The 18171-nt window shown below is 60.3% G+C and carries 16 protein-coding genes; 3 read left to right on the forward strand and 13 right to left on the reverse strand.

The window, feature by feature from the left end; translation table 11 throughout:
- From AABB31_RS11075 to AABB31_RS11090, 4 genes are read right to left on the reverse strand one after another with little or no spacing between them, the layout of a single operon-like run.
- Positions 1 to 606: a pyridoxamine 5'-phosphate oxidase family protein gene (locus AABB31_RS11075; protein ID WP_342078081.1), complete on the reverse strand. Its 606-nt coding sequence runs from the start codon at positions 604 to 606 to the stop codon at positions 1 to 3.
- Positions 599 to 1327, reverse strand: a complete 729-nt coding sequence (locus tag AABB31_RS11080) for a lysophospholipid acyltransferase family protein (RefSeq protein ID WP_373635754.1) — start codon at positions 1325 to 1327, stop codon at positions 599 to 601. The genes AABB31_RS11075 and AABB31_RS11080 overlap by 8 nt, the downstream gene beginning before the upstream one ends.
- Positions 1324 to 2211 (reverse strand): cell division protein FtsX, encoded by an 888-nt coding sequence (locus tag AABB31_RS11085; protein ID WP_373635755.1) that lies wholly within the window; start codon positions 2209 to 2211, stop codon positions 1324 to 1326. Before AABB31_RS11085 ends, AABB31_RS11080 begins: the two co-directional genes overlap by 4 nt.
- A complete protein-coding gene (locus AABB31_RS11090; protein WP_373635756.1) occupies positions 2208 to 2882 on the reverse strand; it encodes a cell division ATP-binding protein FtsE in 675 nt (224 codons plus the stop codon). The genes AABB31_RS11085 and AABB31_RS11090 overlap by 4 nt, the downstream gene beginning before the upstream one ends.
- A 169-nt stretch (positions 2883 to 3051) precedes the next feature.
- On the opposite strand from AABB31_RS11090, the gene AABB31_RS11095 reads away from it, so the two are divergent.
- A complete protein-coding gene (locus AABB31_RS11095; protein ID WP_342078080.1) occupies positions 3052 to 3876 on the forward strand; it encodes a zinc-ribbon domain-containing protein in 825 nt (274 codons plus the stop codon).
- Positions 3877 to 3896: 20 nt separating this feature from the next.
- Here AABB31_RS11095 and AABB31_RS11100 read toward each other — a convergent pair whose 3' ends face one another.
- The 6 genes from AABB31_RS11100 to argH all read right to left on the reverse strand — a co-directional run bounded on the left by AABB31_RS11100 (position 3897) and on the right by argH (position 11022).
- On the reverse strand, positions 3897 to 6530 hold the full coding sequence (locus tag AABB31_RS11100; protein ID WP_373635757.1) for a DUF4175 domain-containing protein: 2634 nt from the start codon (positions 6528 to 6530) through the stop codon (positions 3897 to 3899).
- Between the two features lie 33 nt (positions 6531 to 6563).
- Positions 6564 to 7832, reverse strand: a complete 1269-nt coding sequence (gene lysA, locus AABB31_RS11105) for a diaminopimelate decarboxylase (RefSeq protein WP_342078078.1) — start codon at positions 7830 to 7832, stop codon at positions 6564 to 6566.
- Positions 7833 to 7901: 69 nt separating this feature from the next.
- Positions 7902 to 9104, reverse strand: a complete 1203-nt coding sequence (locus AABB31_RS11110) for a sugar-transfer associated ATP-grasp domain-containing protein (protein WP_342078077.1) — start codon at positions 9102 to 9104, stop codon at positions 7902 to 7904.
- 24 nt (positions 9105 to 9128) lie between these two features.
- Positions 9129 to 9464, reverse strand: coding sequence for a DUF2834 domain-containing protein (locus tag AABB31_RS11115; RefSeq protein WP_342078076.1), 336 nt, complete (start codon positions 9462 to 9464; stop codon positions 9129 to 9131).
- Entirely contained in the window at positions 9464 to 9637 is a 174-nt protein-coding gene (locus AABB31_RS11120; protein ID WP_342078075.1) for a hypothetical protein, read from the reverse strand. The genes AABB31_RS11115 and AABB31_RS11120 overlap by 1 nt, the downstream gene beginning before the upstream one ends.
- Positions 9634 to 11022 (reverse strand): argininosuccinate lyase, encoded by a 1389-nt coding sequence (gene argH, locus AABB31_RS11125; protein WP_373635758.1) that lies wholly within the window; start codon positions 11020 to 11022, stop codon positions 9634 to 9636. The genes AABB31_RS11120 and argH overlap by 4 nt, the downstream gene beginning before the upstream one ends.
- 14 nt (positions 11023 to 11036) lie before the next feature.
- On the opposite strand from argH, the gene AABB31_RS11130 reads away from it, so the two are divergent.
- Positions 11037 to 11591: a TlpA disulfide reductase family protein gene (locus tag AABB31_RS11130; protein ID WP_342078074.1), complete on the forward strand. Its 555-nt coding sequence runs from the start codon at positions 11037 to 11039 to the stop codon at positions 11589 to 11591.
- 223 nt (positions 11592 to 11814) lie between these two features.
- Here the strand turns inward: AABB31_RS11130 and AABB31_RS11135 are convergent, their stop codons facing one another.
- Positions 11815 to 12384, reverse strand: coding sequence for a YqgE/AlgH family protein (locus tag AABB31_RS11135; RefSeq protein ID WP_342078073.1), 570 nt, complete (start codon positions 12382 to 12384; stop codon positions 11815 to 11817).
- A gap of 154 nt (positions 12385 to 12538) precedes the next feature.
- On the opposite strand from AABB31_RS11135, the gene AABB31_RS11140 reads away from it, so the two are divergent.
- Entirely contained in the window at positions 12539 to 13291 is a 753-nt protein-coding gene (locus AABB31_RS11140; protein WP_342078072.1) for a protein-disulfide reductase DsbD domain-containing protein, read from the forward strand.
- Between the two features lie 8 nt (positions 13292 to 13299).
- Here AABB31_RS11140 and AABB31_RS11145 read toward each other — a convergent pair whose 3' ends face one another.
- Together AABB31_RS11145 and AABB31_RS11150 are read right to left on the reverse strand one after the other, a co-directional pair.
- Positions 13300 to 16695, reverse strand: coding sequence for an efflux RND transporter permease subunit (locus AABB31_RS11145; protein ID WP_373635759.1), 3396 nt, complete (start codon positions 16693 to 16695; stop codon positions 13300 to 13302).
- The gene (locus AABB31_RS11150) at positions 16695 to 18149 is read right to left on the reverse strand and encodes an HlyD family efflux transporter periplasmic adaptor subunit (protein WP_342078071.1); all 1455 of its coding nucleotides are present in this window, start codon (positions 18147 to 18149) and stop codon (positions 16695 to 16697) included. The genes AABB31_RS11145 and AABB31_RS11150 overlap by 1 nt, the downstream gene beginning before the upstream one ends.
- Between the last annotated feature and the right edge of the window lie 22 nt (positions 18150 to 18171).

Here is an 18171-nt window from a genome sequence, read left to right on the forward strand (position 1 = left end):
TTACCACATGGTCTTGGCGGCGCGTGCGTCCCATTCCTGATCATAGCGCGCCCCGTCAAAGCCGGCTTCTTGTTCCGCCAGCAACGCACCGACGCTTGGCAAATCCGCTGCGCCCTCGCCGGACCAAAGCCCGGCCCGCAGCAACGCACGCGCGCACTGGCTGTAAATCTCGGCGATCTTGATCACGACGACTGATCGGGGTTCATGCCCCTTCCGGGCAAAACGCCCCAGTAACGCGGGATCAATCGAGACATGTGCCGCCCCGTTCACGCGGATCACGTTGTTGGACTGCGGCACCATGAACATCAGGCTGATCCGCCCATCCGCAACGATATTGCGCAGCGTATCCATCCGGTTATTGCCCCGCCAATCCGGCAACAAAAGCGTGTGGCGATCAAGCGCCTGCACAACCGGGCCGTCATCGCCCCGCGGGCTGCCATCGGTGCCATCCGCGCCCACTGTCGACACGACGCAAAATCGTGACGCAAATATCCATTTTGCATAGAGCGGTGTCAGATGGTCAGCGACCTTGACCAGGGATGCATGCCCTGGGGTGCCATAACGGGCCTCGAGTGTCGCGATATCGGCGATGATGTGATCAGCCATGAAAACCCGCCTCGGCATTCAGCCGGTCACAGGCGGTTTCGATATCGGTCTCAAGCTTTGCCATAAACGCATCCACCTCTAATCCCGGCGCGATCGGCGGCAGAAATTCGAACACCGCTGTTCCGGGCTTGCGGTAGACCCCGCGCTTTGGCCAGAACACACCGACATTTGTCGCAACCGGCACAACAGGCTGGCCCAATTCGCGATAAAGCAGACCGGTCCCGATCTTGTAGGGGCGCTTTTCACCCGGTGGAATACGGGTGCCTTGTGGGTAGATAATCAACTGCCCCGGCAGGGCCCGGCCTGATTTGACATCGGCTAGCATTTTTTTGATGGCCACGCCCCGTTTGCCCCGGTTCACCGGAATACACCCAATCCGCAGCCCGAACTGCCCGATGATTGGCGCGTACTGCAAGATCGCCTTCATGATGAATTTACCGCGCGGGATCGCCCCGTAGATCATCAATACATCCATAAACGATTGGTGTTTCGCGGCCACCATCACCTCTTCTGTCGGGGGGGTGCCGCGGATCTCGCATTTTAGCCCCATGATCCAGCCCGCGCTCCATCGGATATAACGGCAGTATTGGTGACACCCGGCAATGGCCCCGCGACGCGAAATGATTGCTGCCGGCAGATAGGCCACGCCGATCACTAGCATCGCCACATACATCTGGCCGTTGAAGATCAGGGATCGCACCCATTGGATCGCATAACTCATGACTGCTCCCTCAACTTGGTCAACGCCGCATGGCGTGTCGCCAGAAACGACACAATAGCGGCCAGAACCGGGACCGCAAAGGGCCAAACCCAGCTGGCCCCGGCATAGCCCACATCCGTCATGAACCCGCCAACCTGCCCAGCCCCGGGCATCAGCGTCAACGCCAGAACGCCCAGGATGCTGCCACCTGCGGCCCCGGCTGCACTGCGTACCGTAAAGCGGCGCACAAAGGCCCGTGCGATGTAGATATCGCGCGCACCTACCAGCCGCAGCACCTTGATCACAGGCGTATTGGCGGCAAGCGCGGCCTGTGCCGCAAGGGTGATCGTCGCGGCCATCGCGGCCCCGATCAACAGCGTCACAGTGGCCCCCAGCCAACGCAGCCGCCGCGCGGCTGATGTCAGCGGTTCTGTCCAGCGGCCATGATCATCCAGCACGGCCTGCGGCATTTCGGCCGCAAGACGGGCGCGCAACCCGTCCGGGTCATAACCATCATCGGTCGCCACCACCTCGACAAGTTGCGGCACGGGCAAGGCATCAAGCGACATGTCGGCCCCAAGCCAGGGCGACAGCAAGGCCTGCTGTTCGGCATCATCGAGAACCCGCGCATCCGCGATGCCGGGCGTCTGCGCCAGGATTTGCAGCACCCTGTCCAACTCATCCGCGCTGGTCTGCGCAGGCAGACGCAGCGTTGCTGCCTGAGCCAGTTCATCCGCCCATCTGTCCGCAACGCGCCCCGCCGTGCCACCCAAGGCCAGCGAGATCACCGCGAGAAATGCCATCGCGCCCGCAACAAAGATCACCATACGCGCCGTGATCCCCGTGGGCGGGACAACCCGGTCTGCCTGCGGGTCGCCCATCAAAAGATCCAGCGCGCCCTTCACAATGCCGCCCCCGCCTGAACAAGCTGGCCGTCTTTCAGGCGCAAGACCCGGGCCTGCACATCCGCTTTCAACGCCCGGATCATCGGCAGGTCATGTGTGGCGATCAATATCGTCTTTCCCATCTTGTTCAGTTCCACCAGCAGCGCCAATAGCCGCTGGGACATGTCGTCATCCACATTGCCTGTTGGTTCATCTGCGATAATCACGTCGGGTGCCATGATCACCGCGCGCGCAAGTGCCGCGCGTTGCCGTTCGCCGCCCGAAAGCGACGGGGGCAGCTGCCCCGCTTGGGGCCCAAGCCCGACCCAGGACAGCAGTTCCGGCAGATTGCCCGCCGCCTCGGCGACGCGGTCTGCGACGGTCAGCGGCAGAGCGATGTTTTCCGCAACCGAAAGGTGGTCGAGAAACTGGCAATCCTGATGCACAACCCCGATCCGTCGGCGGGTCATTGCCACTGCGTCCCGGTCCAATGCCGCCGCATCCCGCCCAAACAGCCGCACCTGCCCCGATATCGCGGGCAAATCGGCGTAGCACATCCGCAACAGCGTCGTTTTGCCTGCACCTGACGGCCCCGTCAGAAAGTGGAACGATCCCGGCTCAAGTGCCAGCGAAAGCCCTGAAAACAGCAGTTTATCCCCATAGCCGTACGACACATTGTCCAATTCAATCACGGTAGGTCTTCCTTTGCCTTTGGGCGTGTTCTGCCCAAAACTGCAACAGGTTACAATGATCCGGCCCGCCACCTAGGTGCAAATCCTTGGCGTTTCGTCTTCCCCTTGCTAAATTGCCCAAAATAAGACAGGAAAAACTGTTGCTTGACGGGCAGAAGGAAGAACATCAATGCGGCTGATTTGCCCAAATTGCGATGCGCAATATGACATCTCTGATGATGTAATTCCTGAAGGTGGCCGGGATGTGCAATGCTCCAGCTGCGCGCATACATGGTTTCAGACCGACAAACCCAAAGTGCCGGGTCGTCCGACACCGCCGCCCATGCTGGACATGGCCGATGGCCCCAAGCGGGTCAATCTGGCTGACCGCCCCCGTCACAGACCTGTCGAAGACGCCCCGACCCGCAAGCCGCTGGAAAGCTCGATCGCGGATATCCTGCGCGAAGAAGCCGCCCGCGAAAACGCCATGCCTGAGACCCAGGGATCAGCCCCGCATCCGTCCGAGATGGGCAAATCTTCGGAAACGCGCGCCGCCGAAACACGCCGCCGGATAGCCGAGATGACAGATGGTGCGGCCACCCCAGCCGCAATTGCCGCCGCCGCAACCGGGGCTGTTGCGGGCCGTGACGTGCATACCGTTCCAAGTATTGACGAGATCAACGCCACGCTCAGTGCCCGTGCACTGGCGAGCGATCGGTCCGGCCTGACAGAGGAAGAACATTACGAAGTCGTGCAACGGCGTGGCTTCCGGCGTGGGTTCTTTCTTATGCTGCTTTTGGTTGCCCTGCTGATTACGCCCTACTTTTTTGCAGATCAGATCACGCAGAACCTGCCCCAGACCAGCGATGTCATGGCCCAGTATGTCAGCACGGTGGATCAGATACGCGTCTGGCTGAATGATCAGGCTGATACGATACGCGGCATGATCGACAATGCATTGAATGGCGATCCTGCAGCGGCAGACCCATCTACGGCACCAGCCGCAACTGAATAATTTGCCTTAGCGTCAGGACCCTAGAACTGGTCGAGTAACCGGCGCAGGTAATCCCGTTCAACTTCGGGACGGTCCTGTTCGGCAGAGCGCCTGCGGATTTCACCCAGAAGTTCCTCGGCACGGCGGTTGATGTCTTCGCGGCCCAAAAGCTCCTGATCAGTGCCAAGCTGACCTGTATTGCCCATTTCCCGGCCCAAAGGATCGCGCGCGCCGGGGGTCGGACGCCCGCCAGCATCGCCTTGTTCGGTCCCCTGACCCGGCTCGGCCTGATTTTCCGCCAAGGCCTGGCCCAGCTGCCGCATACCGTTGCGCAGCGCATTCATTGCCTCGGCCTGCCGGTCGATGGCTTCGGCCAGATCACCATTTCTAAGCGCATCTTCTGCGCCCTCCATGGCCCCCTCGGCCCGTTCAAGCGATTGGCGTGCAATCTCGCCCGCCTCACCGCTGAGGTTGGGTAGCCCGTCACGCTGGCGCTGCAATTCCTCGCGCAGGGCTTGCTGACGTTCTGCAAGGCTGCGTTCATCACCCTCGCCGCCCGCACCATCACCACGTTGCTGGCCGCTTTGGCCGTCTTCACCAAAGCCCTGACCTTGGCCTTGCTGCCCGTCCTGGCCAGGCTGTTGTCCGTTTTGCCCCTGTTGGCCCTGCTGCCCTTGCTGTTGGCCTTGCTGACCCTGTTGCCCCTGCTGGCCTTGTTGACCCTGCTGGCCGGGCTGTTGCTGGCCCTGCTGGCCATCGCCGGGATCGAACTGGTCCTGCAAATCGCGGAACGCATCGTCTGACAGTTCCTCCTGATCGCGCAATGTCTCGGCAAGGTCTTGCATGGATTGCTGCCCTGGGGTTTGCGGGCCATCGCCGCCTTCGCCCTGGGTCACCTGCATGTTTTCCATCAGCTCGTTGAGTTGTTCCATCAACTCTTGCGCCTCGGCCATGCGGCCTTCCTGCATCAGCTCTTCGATGCGATCCATCAGGGCCTGCAGCTCATCCTGTGAAAACTCGAACGATTCCTGTCCGCTATCGGCCTGATCGGTGCCGTCCTGCGGTTCGGCCTCCTGTGCCAGCATCCGCATGTAATCGTCGGTTGCCTCGCGCAGTTCCTGCATCAGTTCTGCGATTTCCTCGTCAGATGCGCCGTCGCGCATCGCCTCGGCAAGCCGTTCCTGCGCGCGGCGCAAACGCTCGCGCGCATCGGCAAGCCGCCCGTCTTCCAATTGGACCGCCAAATCCCACAATGCCTCGACAATTTCGGCCTGACCGTCATCTGTCATGCCGAACTCTGCCATTGCATCCAGCCTGCGGATAATTGTGCGCAGCCGCAGATAGGTCGTCTCGTTCGAAAACAGCCCCTCGGGCCGGTTCGAGATGGCCCGCAGGACCTGGGTGATCCGCGGGGCGTTCGCCTTGGTCCACATCAGATCGCGCCGCTGTTCAATCACGGCCTTTGCAAATGGCTGAAAGAACCGCCGGCCGGGCAGCACAAGCGCCTCGGGCGGTGTTGATGCGGTCTGACCCGCCGCGTCAAGGACGGTCAATTGCAGGGTCACAGGCAAATTGGCCAGTGGGTGTTCGCTCAGGTTTTCGATCAGAAACTCATCGAAATCCGATCTGTTGCCCGTGAAAGGCATCGGCAAATCCAACACAAGCGGCTCGCGCGGGTCAGGTTCTGCCGCCAGACCAAAAACGCGGTCGACTGCTGCCAGATCCAACGCAATTGTCGCCGTGCCGGTCTCGACCCCGTAGTCGTCGCTGGCATTAAATGGTTGTGACATCTCGCCATAGGCGTCGGCCTCTATAGGGCCGGTCAGTTCGACCATTGGGGCCTGATCGGCGATGGCCGTGATGTTCCAGCTGATGCCGTTCTCGCCCTCAACCGCCAAGGTGCCGGATTGTGCGATCTCGAAATTCTGTTGGGCGTCCGATGCGGGGGTGACCTCACCGGTGCGGCCAGATACGGTTTCCGCCACCGTCAGCGCACCAACCTCGCCATAGAGCCGCAAGGTGATCGTACTGCCAACCGGGACCTGCAGGCCACCTGCCGGGATATCGTTAAGGTATAAAGACGGCTTGCCCGTATAGGCAGGCGGTTCGACCCAGCCTTCCCAGACCGGCCCGGTTGCAAGGGTCTGTTCACCGCCCGCAACAATATCGCCCACCGATCCAACCCGCAAAAGCGATCCAAACAGCAGTGCGGTCACAAAAAACAAAAGCGCAATAAACCGCAAACCGTAGGGGTCGCGATCCGAAATGCGCAAATCCGGCTCAACCGGTCGGGCGGCCTTGGTCTGTTCTTCCATCCGGGCGACATGGGCGCGCCAGACGGCCTCTGACGCGGGGTCGCCGCTGCCGATGGCCTGCGTGTCGGCGATGGCGGCAATCGGGCGTCCGGGCAAGGCCGCATCGACCCGCGCCACTGCCGCCGCATGGCTGGGCATTTTAAACCGCCGGATGCCCCAGATCGCCGTCGCAACAATGGCAAGTATGGCGATCACACCGCCGCCCCAGAGGGCCTCTACCGGCAATTCATCCTGCCAGCCCATCATCAAGGGTGCGAGCGCAACAAATACAGCTGTCCACAGCGGCCAGAAGGCCCGCACCACCTGTTCGGCGACCATACCCGCCCGGGTGCCAAAGACCGGCAGCCGCAGGTGTCGCATCTGGTCAGGTGTCTGGGTCAGAACATCACTCCCTCATTCGAGCCATACAGGGACTGTATCGCGCGCAATCATCTCTTCATAGGTAGGGCGTGCGCGAATAACTGCAAATTGATCCCCGTCGACAAGCACCTCTGGAATAAGCGGGCGCGAGTTATATTCGGAAGACATCACCGCCCCATAGGCCCCGGCAGAGCGGAAAGCGACCAGATCGCCGGGGGTCACCGGCGGCATCTCGCGCGCTTTGGCAAAAGTGTCCCCACTTTCGCAGATTGGTCCGACGATATCATATTTCGCAGGCGTCGCCCCCGGCGCAGGCTCGACCACGGGTACGATATCATGCCAGGCCTCATACATGGCGGGACGGATCAGGTCATTCATCGCCCCGTCAATGATCAGGAAGTCGCGATCCTCGCCGGATTTGACGTAAATCACCTTGGATACCATCAGCCCGGCATTGCCGGAAATCAGGCGCCCGGGTTCAATCTCGATCTCGCAGCCCAGATGGCCAACCGTCCGTTCAATCAACGCGCCGTAATCCGTGGGCAAAGGCGGGGCCTCGTTGGACCGGGCATAGGGAATTCCCAGCCCACCCCCCAGATCGAGGCGGGAGATCTCGTGTCCATCGGCGCGCAACGCCTCGGTCAGTTCAGCCACCTTGCGATAGGCGGCCTCGAACGGGGCGAGATCGGTCAGTTGCGATCCGATATGCACGTCGATGCCGATTACCTTGAGGCCGGGCATCTTTGCCGCCATCGCATAGACCGCGCGGGCGCGGCTGATCGGAATGCCGAATTTATTCTCGGATTTGCCGGTCGCGATCTTGGCATGGGTCTTGGCATCCACATCCGGATTGACCCGGACGGTGATTGGCGCAACCATGCCCAGCGATTGCGCGACCTGATCCAGCACGATCATCTCGGGCTCGCTTTCGACGTTGAATTGGCGGATGCCCCCCTGCAATGCGGTGCGCATTTCGTCAGCCGTCTTGCCCACGCCGGAAAACACGATGCGGTCGCCGGGAACACCTGCGGCACGGGCGCGCATATATTCACCCACCGACACCACATCCATGCCGGCACCGGCATTTGCCAACACCTTGATCACCGCCTGATTGGACAGCGATTTCATCGCGAAGCAGACCAAGTGGTCGGCCCAGTCCAGCGCATCATCAAACAGTTTGAAATGCCGGGTCAGGGTGGCGGTGGAGTAGACGTAAAACGGGGTTCCCACTGCGGCGGCAATATCTGCCACCGGCACATCCTCGGCGTAGAGCGCGCCGTTGCGATAAAGAAAATGATCCAAAGCGATTGATCCTTGTCCGAAACCAGCCACCGACATACCAGATCAGCGGCAAAGACCAACCCTGCCGCGTCAGGTTTTCGTATGCCGTTCCAGATAGGCCTTTTGGGCGGCCGCCTGCACTTTCAGCTGGTTCGCCTGATGTGCTCTTATCTGGTCGAAGACCGCGACAAATTCAGGGTTATTGACCCCGCGCCCGGTGGCGATCTGATAAAGCGTATGGAACGGGTTGAGGTTGCCCTCGATGATCACGGGGCCATCGGCGCTGATGCCCACATCCCATCCGATCACCCCCAGATCGGGAAAGACGCTATGGGTGTCCATCACCAGTTTGCGCGCGGCCTCCCAATGGGGCAGCTTAAATCCGACGATGGGTTGCGCCGATACCGGGTGGGTTTCGATATCTTCCGCGTTCAGCCCAACACCGCGACGGCATTGCGTGACCTTCCCCGCGTTTGCGTCGATATGGGCCAGCATGCTGCCATCCTGCCAGAAATTGTCTGACATCGCAGCGGGGGACGGGATTTTCCACAACGTGTAAAGAACATGGGCGCCTGTGGCGTCATGCACCGTCACCATGCGCACCGATCCCACCGCATCGCCAGCCAGCGCACGCATATCGCCGTGCTGCGTCACCGCATCCTGCAGCAGATACCCTTCGGGATAATCGTCAAAGATTTCCTTGGCCAGCGCCGCGGCATCATGTGTCTGCCCGTTGCCAAACGTGATCAGCCCCGTTTCCGGATCATGAGACTGGAACAGGGCGGAGCCTACGCTTTTGGATCCCTCAACCGGCTTGCCGAATACGGGGTAGCGGGCGTCGTCACGCAAGAAGGCTGCGACATCTTCAGCGGTGCGCAATGTGCGCATGTCGCCAAAGGCGGGCCCGTGGCTGACAACCGCCTGCATCTTTGTCATGGCAAGGCCAAGCCCGTCCATCAACGCGGAAAAAAGCGCCTTTTGTTCAATGATCGCGCCATTGATCCGGCCCCGGTTGTTCGACAGGGACTGGTTCAGAACAAGGTTGCTGTCATTGCCGATAAATTCCAGCCGTTCTGCGGCCGTCAATTCGGGCCGGTAGAGTTGATATTCGTAATATTCGATGGACCGCAACTTGGATTTCTTGGGGCCATACATCCGCTTGAGCTGGTGGCCAAATTGCTTGACCGGGCTGACACCATGAGTTTTTGCCACGCTGACCAATGCCTCGGCTGCAACGGGTTTCTTGGCCGGTGGCGCACCAAGCAGCGCCTTTTTCGGGGTGGAAACAGCCATCCTGCGATCCTTCAAGTTGTCGCGCTAGACGCGGACTGTGTGCTTGTCAGGCGTATAGACGACCCGCGTGCGCAAAAACAGATAAAGTGGCAAACCGCAGCTGACACCGATACAGAACGTGGCCGGGATCGCCAGCAGGCTCAGATAGTTCCGCGATTTGCTGACCTCGGCGATAATCCAGATCGTCAGGGCGATCGCGGCGATGGTCAGATCCCAGACAAGACCGCTGCTGGCCGCATTCGCATGCCAGGCATCAACCATGTTCATCAGGTCCCAGCCTTCGGCCTGAAACCACGTGATGAAATAGTACATCGGATGAATGGCACCCCAGATCGCCAACAGCAAATAGACGACGCGCATCAGAAACCCAGCCCGACCGAAACTGTCCCATTGCTAGCGCCAATGCTGGTTGACGTGCTGACCCCGCCTGACCCAACGCTCAGCCCGACATTTGCGTTTGGGGTAAATGGTGCGCTGTTCGCGCCGCACCCTGCCATCGCCATCACGCCGAGTATCAAGACAATCCGTGTCATTTCAAAACCTCTTTCCAATGCGCCACCTGGGCGCGGACCTGCACCGGTGCCGTCCCGCCAAAGCTTGTCCGGGACGCGACCGAGTTTTCAACCCCCAACACATCAAACACATCATCCCGAATGTCCGCATGCACCGCCTGCATGTCGGCCAGTGTCAGGTCGGGCAGATCGCACCCCTTGTCTTCGGCAAGTGCAACCAGCGTGCCGGTGACGTGATGCGCCTCTCTGAACGGTAACCCAAGTTCGCGCACCAGCCAATCGGCCAAATCAGTTGCGGTCGAAAATCCGGTTGCGGCCGCAAGGCGCAATGCATCCTGATTTGCGGTCATATCACCGACCATGCCGGCCATTGCAGCAAGGGCCAGCATAAGGTTATCGGCCGCATCAAAGGTCTGTTCCTTATCTTCCTGCATGTCCTTGGAATAGGTCAGCGGCAGCCCCTTCATCACGGTCATCAACGCGACATTCGCCCCGAAAATCCGGCCGATTTTCGCCCGGATCAGCTCGGCTGCATCCGGGTTGCGCTTTTGCGGCATGATGGATGATCCGGTCGACCATTTGTCGGACATTTTCACGAACCGGAACTGGGCCGAGGACCAGATGACCAATTCCTCGGCAAGGCGCGACAAATGCATCGCGCAGATGCTTGCCGCGGCCAGATATTCAAGAGCGAAATCCCTGTCCGCCACCGCATCTAATGAATTTGCCATCGGGCCATCAAACCCAAGCGCATCTGCCGTCATCGCCCGGTCAATCGGGAATGATGTTCCCGCAAGGGCCGCAGCACCCAGGGGCGAAAGGTTCATCCGTGCGCGCGCATCTGCAAACCGCGACCGGTCGCGCGCAAACATCTCGACATAGGCCAGCATGTGATGCCCCCATGTCACCGGCTGCGCGACCTGAAGGTGAGTAAAGCCGGGCATCACCCAATCCGCGCCCGCCTCTGCCTGCCCGACAAGTGCTGCCTGCAACGCCGCAAGTGCCGCGTCAGCCTGATCACATTGATCCCGCACCCAAAGCCGGAAATCCACAGCAACCTGATCATTGCGCGACCGGGCCGTATGCAACCGGCCGGCAGGCTCGCCAATCAGGTCCCGCAATCGGGCCTCGACATTCATGTGAATATCTTCAAACGCGGTCGAAAACGGAAATTCCCCGGTTTCAATCTCTGACAACACCGTGAGCAGGCCTTCCCTGATCACCTCTGCATCGTTATCGCTGATGATGCCTGTCGCAGCCAGCATGGCGGCGTGGGCACGCGAACCTGCGATGTCCTGCGCGGCAAGGCGTCGGTCAAACCAGATTGAGGCGTTGATCGCCTCCATAATCGCGTCTGGTCCGGCGGCAAAACGCCCGCCCCACATTGTGTTTGCGGATTTTGTCATAGAGGAAGTCGCCCATGCGGAAATTGAAATCAGCCCTGCTTTATACGGCCCTCGCTGTGGTTGCAAATATGGGTTCGGCACAGGATATCGCAGCGCTGCGCGAAGGCGATATGCGCAAGCTTGCCGTGCACAGCACCCCCATTGCACCGGTGGATACACCGTTTGTCAGCGAGACCGGCGAGGACATGACCCTGGCCGCCTATGAGGGGCAATATGTGGTGCTGAATTTCTGGGCAACATGGTGCGCCCCGTGCCGCAAAGAGATGCCGCATCTGTCCGAATTGCAGGCCGAACTGGGCAGTGACAAAATGTCGGTTGTCACGGTTGCAACCGGCCGCAATCCGGTGCCTGCTATGCAACGTTTCTTTGCCGAGATCGGTGTCGACAATCTGCCGCTGCACACGGATGCCCGCCAGACACTGGCCCGGAATATGGGTGTGTTGGGCCTGCCAGTGACCATCATTCTGGATCCACAGGGGCAGGAAATCGCCCGTCTTCAGGGTGATGCCGATTGGGCAAGCGACAGCGCCAAGGCGATCATGCGCGCACTGGTCGAGACTTTGTCCTAGGCTGTCCAGCTTCCCTGATATAGAAGCTGGCAGAGCGATTTCGGCGCTTGGTCCTTTTATCACCGCGCGTGGGCACATCGGGATGTCTTATCGGCACACCTGCGTCGCATCGCACGGGCACATTTGGCGGGTCTGTTGCCGCACCAATGACGGATGTCAGGCTGTTTGATAACTCTGTTTCGGATGAAAGCCTGTACGTCGAGGCTTACAAATAGGCGCAGGCCTAGGCGCGCCCGGCAGTCGAGGACAACAGGATGGGGTCGATGCCAAGAACCCCCAACGCAGCCTTCCACTTGTGCTCATTGGCGCGACCAAAGAGGATATCTTCACTGGGGTCGCAAATCAGCCAGCCGTTCTGGGCGATCTCATCCTCCAGCTGCCCCGGCCCCCAGCCTGCATAGCCCAGCGCCAGTATCGACGTGTCTGGTCCAACACCTCTGGCAAGGTCCTCGATCACATCCATCGTGGCTGTCATGCCGATATTGTCATCAACCTGCAGCGTGCCCATTTCGGATCGGTAATCAGCCGTGTGCAGCACAAAACCCCGCGCATGATCAACCGGTCCGCCGAAATGGACCCGGATGTCGCGCAGACCCTTGGCCGGCTCGATCCCCAGCTGGTCAAGCAATTCGGAAAACCGAACCTCCATCTGCGGTTTGTTGACGATCAGCCCCATACCGCCATCGTCAGAATGGGCACACATATAGACAACCGTCTGCGCAAACCGCGGATCGGCCATATCTGGCATCGCGATCAATAGCTTGCCTGTCAGGTCTATGGGATCAAAGCTCATGTTTTCCATTATTTGCGAGTGTTAGCCCTGACGCAAGGGAAAGGACAGGCCCGGCTCGCCCAAACGTGACTTCCCATTACAACCCTTCTGTTCCAATACGGTTTCCATGATCAGAAAGTCGCTCATACCTCTTGCTTTGGCCTGTCTTCCGGCCTTGTCTGCCGCAGATCCCTTTAGCGATCTGGCGGAAGTCGAGGTGTTGCCCGGCTGGCGGACAGCGCAAGGCGATCACGTGGCAGGTCTGCGGATCACGTTGGCCGACGGCTGGAAGACCTATTGGCGGGCCCCCGGCCATGCCGGTATTCCGCCCCAGTTTTCATTCACCGGATCCGCGAGCATCGGCTCGATCACCCCGCATTGGCCAACACCGGAAGTCTTCGATCAGGATGGGTTTCGGTCGGTTGGTTATATCGACAGTGTCGTGATTCCCCTGACGCTTGACCATGCCAGCCACGCAGAACCCATCGCGTTAAGCGGCGAGATTTCGATTGGGGTATGCGAAGAAATCTGCATTCCCGTTCATCTGGATTTTGAAGCCGTCCTGCCCCCTGACAGCCAGCGGGATACCTCGATTGCAGCGGCCTTGATTGATCGCCCTCTCAGCGCTGCCGAAGCAAATGTAGGTGCTGTGACCTGCCGCATCGCGCCCATCAGCGACGGTTTGCAGGTCACTACCCAAATCGGCCTGCCAAGCACCGGCATGTCCGAGCATGTGGTGATTGAAACCGGCGATCCGGATATCTGGGTGTCCGAAGCCGACGTGGCCCGCAGCGGCAATCAACTCAGCGCGACCGTCGATATGGTTCATAGCAGCGGCAGCGCATTTGCGCTGGATCGCTCGGCGTTGCGCATTACCGTTTTGGGCAGCGATCAGGCCGTCGATATCCACGGCTGCTCAAGAAGCTGATCCAATACTTACCGGGGTGACCTGCGCATCCCAAAGCTGACCAGCGTCACCGCATAGATCACCAGCAATATCACCATCAGCCCGGCGGCAAAGATGCCCATGGCCGGCCCGATACCGCCTGCCAATGCGGGCAAGGTGGCGGCCAAGGCGCCCCATGGTTCACCATTGATCAGCAGCGGCCCGAGTGTTGCGGCAAACAACCCTGCCGCCAGCGCGGCACCGATAGCGGCAGGCAGGAGCATGGCCGCCCGCCTTCCCCGCAAGGCGCGCTTGGCCGATTGTATCTGCCGGCCCACATCTGCCTGCATCGCCATCAACGATGGCACCACCAACAGCACAAGGAACATTCCCGCCCCCAGACCAAAGACGAGGGTGATCACTGTGGGTTTGAGGAACTCCGCCTGATTTGATCCTTCGTACAACAGCGGCATCAAGCCCAGGACGGTGGTCAGCGTGGTCAACATCACCGGGCGCAACCTGTCAGCCGCCCCGTCAATGATCGCGGGGACAAGTCCCCGATCCTGCGCATATTCATCAATCGTCGTGACCAGCACGATACTGTCATTGATGATGATCCCAACCATGCCGATCATGCCCACAACGGTAAACATGCTCAGCGGAACGCCCCAGACATAATGCCCATAGATCGTGCCGATCAGGCCAAAGGGGATGATGGCCATCACCACAACCGGGCGGGTCCAGCTGCTGAAAATCCACGACAATGTCAGGTAAATCCCCAGCAATACCAGGATCAGGCCCGTGCGTGCATCGTCCAGAAAGGCGCGCTCTTGCTCGCTTTGGCCCGATAGCTGACTTTCGACGGCAAAATTGCTTTCGATTTGCGGCAGGATCGTTTCGTCGATGATCTGCTGGATTTCAGTGGCGCGGGCTGCATCCTCGTCATCCAGATCACCTTGCACGGAAATCAACTGAATGCCGTTTTCGCGGATCACCGAGGAAAAGCCTGTACGGGTCTGCACGGTGACCACATCAGCCAGTGGCACATAGACCCCGTCGCCCGTTCTGATCCGGGTCCGATCAAGAAAGTCAGCAGACAGTTCGGCCTGCGGCAGTTCCACCCGGATCGCGGCAGAGCGGGGACCGTCAGGATAGGTCGCGGCCTCAATCCCCCCCAGACGGTCGCGCAAGACCCGCCCAAGACCGTCAATACCAAGGCCCAGCGCCTGTCCTTGCGGGGTCAGCTCCAGGATCAGCTCTTGCTTGTCATACGACAACGAATCCTCAAGCCCCGAGATTTCAGGGAATTGGCCCAACTCGGTCTTCAGCGCCTCGGCGGCGGCCTTGAGCGTATCACTGTCAGCGCCATAAAGCTGGATATCCAGACTGTCCCCGCCGGGGCCGGAGCCCCAGCTGCGGAAACTGACCGTTTCGGCCATCGGGTGCTGCACGATGGCGTCCTGCAGCGCGCTGACAAAGGCGAAACTGGAATAGGGACGGCTATCAGCGTCAATCAGTTCGATGGTGATGGACCCAAGCTGATCGGCATCCTTGGTTTCGGACCCCGACAAGGCCCGGCCGGAATTCCCGCCGATTTCAGCAACCACAAATTTCAGCGGATTGGCCCCGTGTTCCTGTTCAAACTCGGCCCCCAGCGCCTCGGCCGCGCGCTGCATTTCGCGCATCATCTCAAACGTGTCTTCCCGGGTGGCACCGGGCAGCATCGCGAAATTGCCCGTGACCTGCGACTGCTCTGGCGCATTGAAAAAGCGCCAATTCACATCGCGCTGGATGAACAAAGAGACGGCCGAGGCCAGCGCCAACAGGGCCAGGGCAAAAACCGGATACCGGGCCGTGATGACGACAGACATGAACGGCCGAAAGACCCGGTCACGGAAGCGGTCAAACCCGCGATTGACCAGTTTGGATGGCAGATCATACCAGTGATCCTTGGCCGAATGCGCGATTGCGTGGGACAGGTGGTTCGGCAGGATCAGGAAGCATTCCACAAGACTGGCTGCCAGAACAACAATCACCGTGAATGGGATATCGGCAATCAGATCGCCAAAGCGCCCCCCAATCACGACAAGTCCGAAAAACGCAATGATCGTGGTCGTCGTGGCAGAAAATACCGGGCTGAACATGCGCTTGGCTGCATTTTCGGCGGCCACGGTTGGATGCTCGCCCAATTGCCTGACCCGAAAATCGGCGTGTTCGCCCACGACAATGGCATCATCAACCACAATGCCCAATGTGATGATCAGCGCAAAAAGCGAGATCATGTTGATCGTAATGCCGAATGCAAACATCAGCGCCACGGCGGCCAGCATCGCAACAGGAATGCCCAACGCCACCCAGAACGCCGTGCGCGCATTCAGAAACAGGAACAGCAGCCCCACCACCAGCAACAGGCCGGTCAGCCCGTTATCGAGCAGAATATCCAGACGTCCGGTGATCAGTTCGGCGCGCGCATTTGTCAATTCGATGGAAACGCCCGCAGGCAATGTCGCAGATAGCTGGTCAGCCACCTGTTCGACCGTTTCCTGCATGCCAATCGCATCCCCCTGCGCGGACCGTTGCACGCGGATCTTGATGGCCGGATCATCGCCCACAAAATAGGCCCGGTCGCGATCTGTGCCCTCAACCCGGACAGATGCGATATCCGCAATCGTCAGTTTCGAGCCGTCAGCGTTGGATCGCAGCACAATCGCACCGATATCCTCGGCGCTGCGCTTGGCCACGCCGGTGCGCACACGCGCGCTGGACGATACATCACCCGCCGGATCGGCGTCAGCCTCTTCGCGGATGCGCGCGGCGATGTCGGCCATGCCGATATCATGTTCGATAAGCGACAGGGACGGCACCTCGACAATTGTTGACGGGGCCGCCACACCCTGGATCAGCACCTTGGTCACGCCCTGGGCAAACAACCGTGTGGACATCTCATCGGCGAACCTGCCCAGCTGATCCACGTCGACGGGGCCACTGATGATGACATCCGTGACCCTGTCCGACCAACCGCCGCGCCGCACGGTTGGATCATCGGCATCTTCGGGCAGGTTGGTCGTACTATCCACGGCCAGTTGAACGTCTTCAGCCGCGCGATCAATGTCATAGCCAGGTTCAAATTCCAGCCGGATAGAGGCCCGCCCCTCGGTCGAGCGGGCGGAGGATGACGTCACCCCTTCGACCCCCAGCAAGCTGGGTTCCAGCACCTGCACAATCGCGGCATCCACGTCTTCGGCACCGGCACCCTGCCAGCCAACCGAAACCGTCAGGTCATCTACAACAACATCGGGGAAGAATTGCGCCCGCATATTTGGAAAGGCAAAAAGCCCCGCTGTGATCATCAGCACCAAGACCAGATTGGCAGCGGTGCGATGCCGGGTGAAATAGGACAGGATCCCACCAGCGCCCGCGTTCAATCTGTCAGCCCCGGTTGCCATCAGCTGCCCATCCGGCTTTCAAGACGTGCAATTGTCTCTGACGGGACTTCGTCTTGTTCAAGTTGACCGATAATGCGGGCTTTAACCTCGTCCGGCATGCGGCTTTCGGTGACAAAACTCACCAGTTTCGCCCGCCGGTCCGGGTCAAGCGTGACCATTTCGGGCACGTCCGGCTCTGCGGCCTCGCCCGGCACAATCGGGCGCACTTTGATGCCCGCACCAAGCAGGGGCGAGCGTTCGGCGACAATTGTCGCACCTGCCAACCCGTCAATGCCGATAATGACATCATCGCCCTGCCTGCGCTGCAAAGTGACCTGCGCTGCCTCCAACCGGTCCTCGGCACCGACGACAAGAACTGTTTCATCAGCGGCCACTGCCGTCGCAGGGACAAGTGCGACGCCGTCCAGCATCGGCTCGTCAATGCTGACCGTGACAAAATCGCCGGGTCGAAAGCCGGGTGCGGCGTCAAGTGAGGCAAAAAGCAACCGGCCTGTCTGTCCGTCGCCCACCGTCGCCCCCTCGCGCGTGATCTGCCCCTTGGCGGACAGGTTCACGCCCGAAACATCCAGTGCCACGCGGATGGGGGCATTGATCAGGCTGCCCGAACCATCCAAAAGCCGGGCATATTGCGATGTCGAGACACGAAAAGCGACCTCTAGCTGGGTGGGGTCAACCAGTTGGGCGAACCGTTCGTTTGATGTGACCCGGCCGCCCGGACTGACCGTCACATCGGCAATTGTGCCGTCAAAGGCTGCAAAAACTTCCGTATCAGCGACATTCCGTTCGGCCTCCGATACGTTGATCCGCGCGCGGGCCAGACGGGTATTGGCCTGGTCTATCCGCGCCTCGGCCGACGCCAGGGCCTGCCGCCGGGTCAGCACCGCAGCCTGTGCAGATGATGCAGCAAGTTCCGCCGTTTCAACCGCCGCTGCCGTACCCACGCCCCGATCTGCCAGATCGCGGGCGCGCGTCAGCGCCTGATCGCGCAGGTCGGCCTGCGCCTGTGCGGCGGTCAATTCATCAGCCTCAAGGCCCAGCGATCTTTGTGCATCGCGCAGCTCGGCCTCTGCATCCTGCAGATCCGCCCGCACACGGTCCAATGCGGCCTGCGCCTCGGCCGGGTCAATGCGCAGCAATAGCTGCCCTTCATTGACGGATCCGCCCTCGATCAGATCTGCACTGGCTTCCAGTACCGTACCGCCTGTGGCGCTGCGCAAATCCAGACTACGGCGGCTGCGAAGTTCGCCGAAGACGGTCAGTTCAGGGGTCAGGCTTTGCGGGGTCAGCGTGACGACGTTGACCGCCAGAACGCGTTCGCGCTGCGGAAAGCTGCGCGGCTCCTCGTTCATTCTGGCAACAACCGCCGTGCGCACCGTGTTCGCCGCAATCGCCACAATCGCGATCGTGACGGCCAGCAGGAACACACCCATCAGGCTCCGACGCAGAAAACGCATGTCAAAAATCCTTGATCATCCC

The sequence above is a fragment of the Yoonia sp. SS1-5 genome (assembly GCF_038443705.2).
GTDB lineage: Bacteria > Pseudomonadota > Alphaproteobacteria > Rhodobacterales > Rhodobacteraceae > Yoonia > Yoonia rhodophyticola.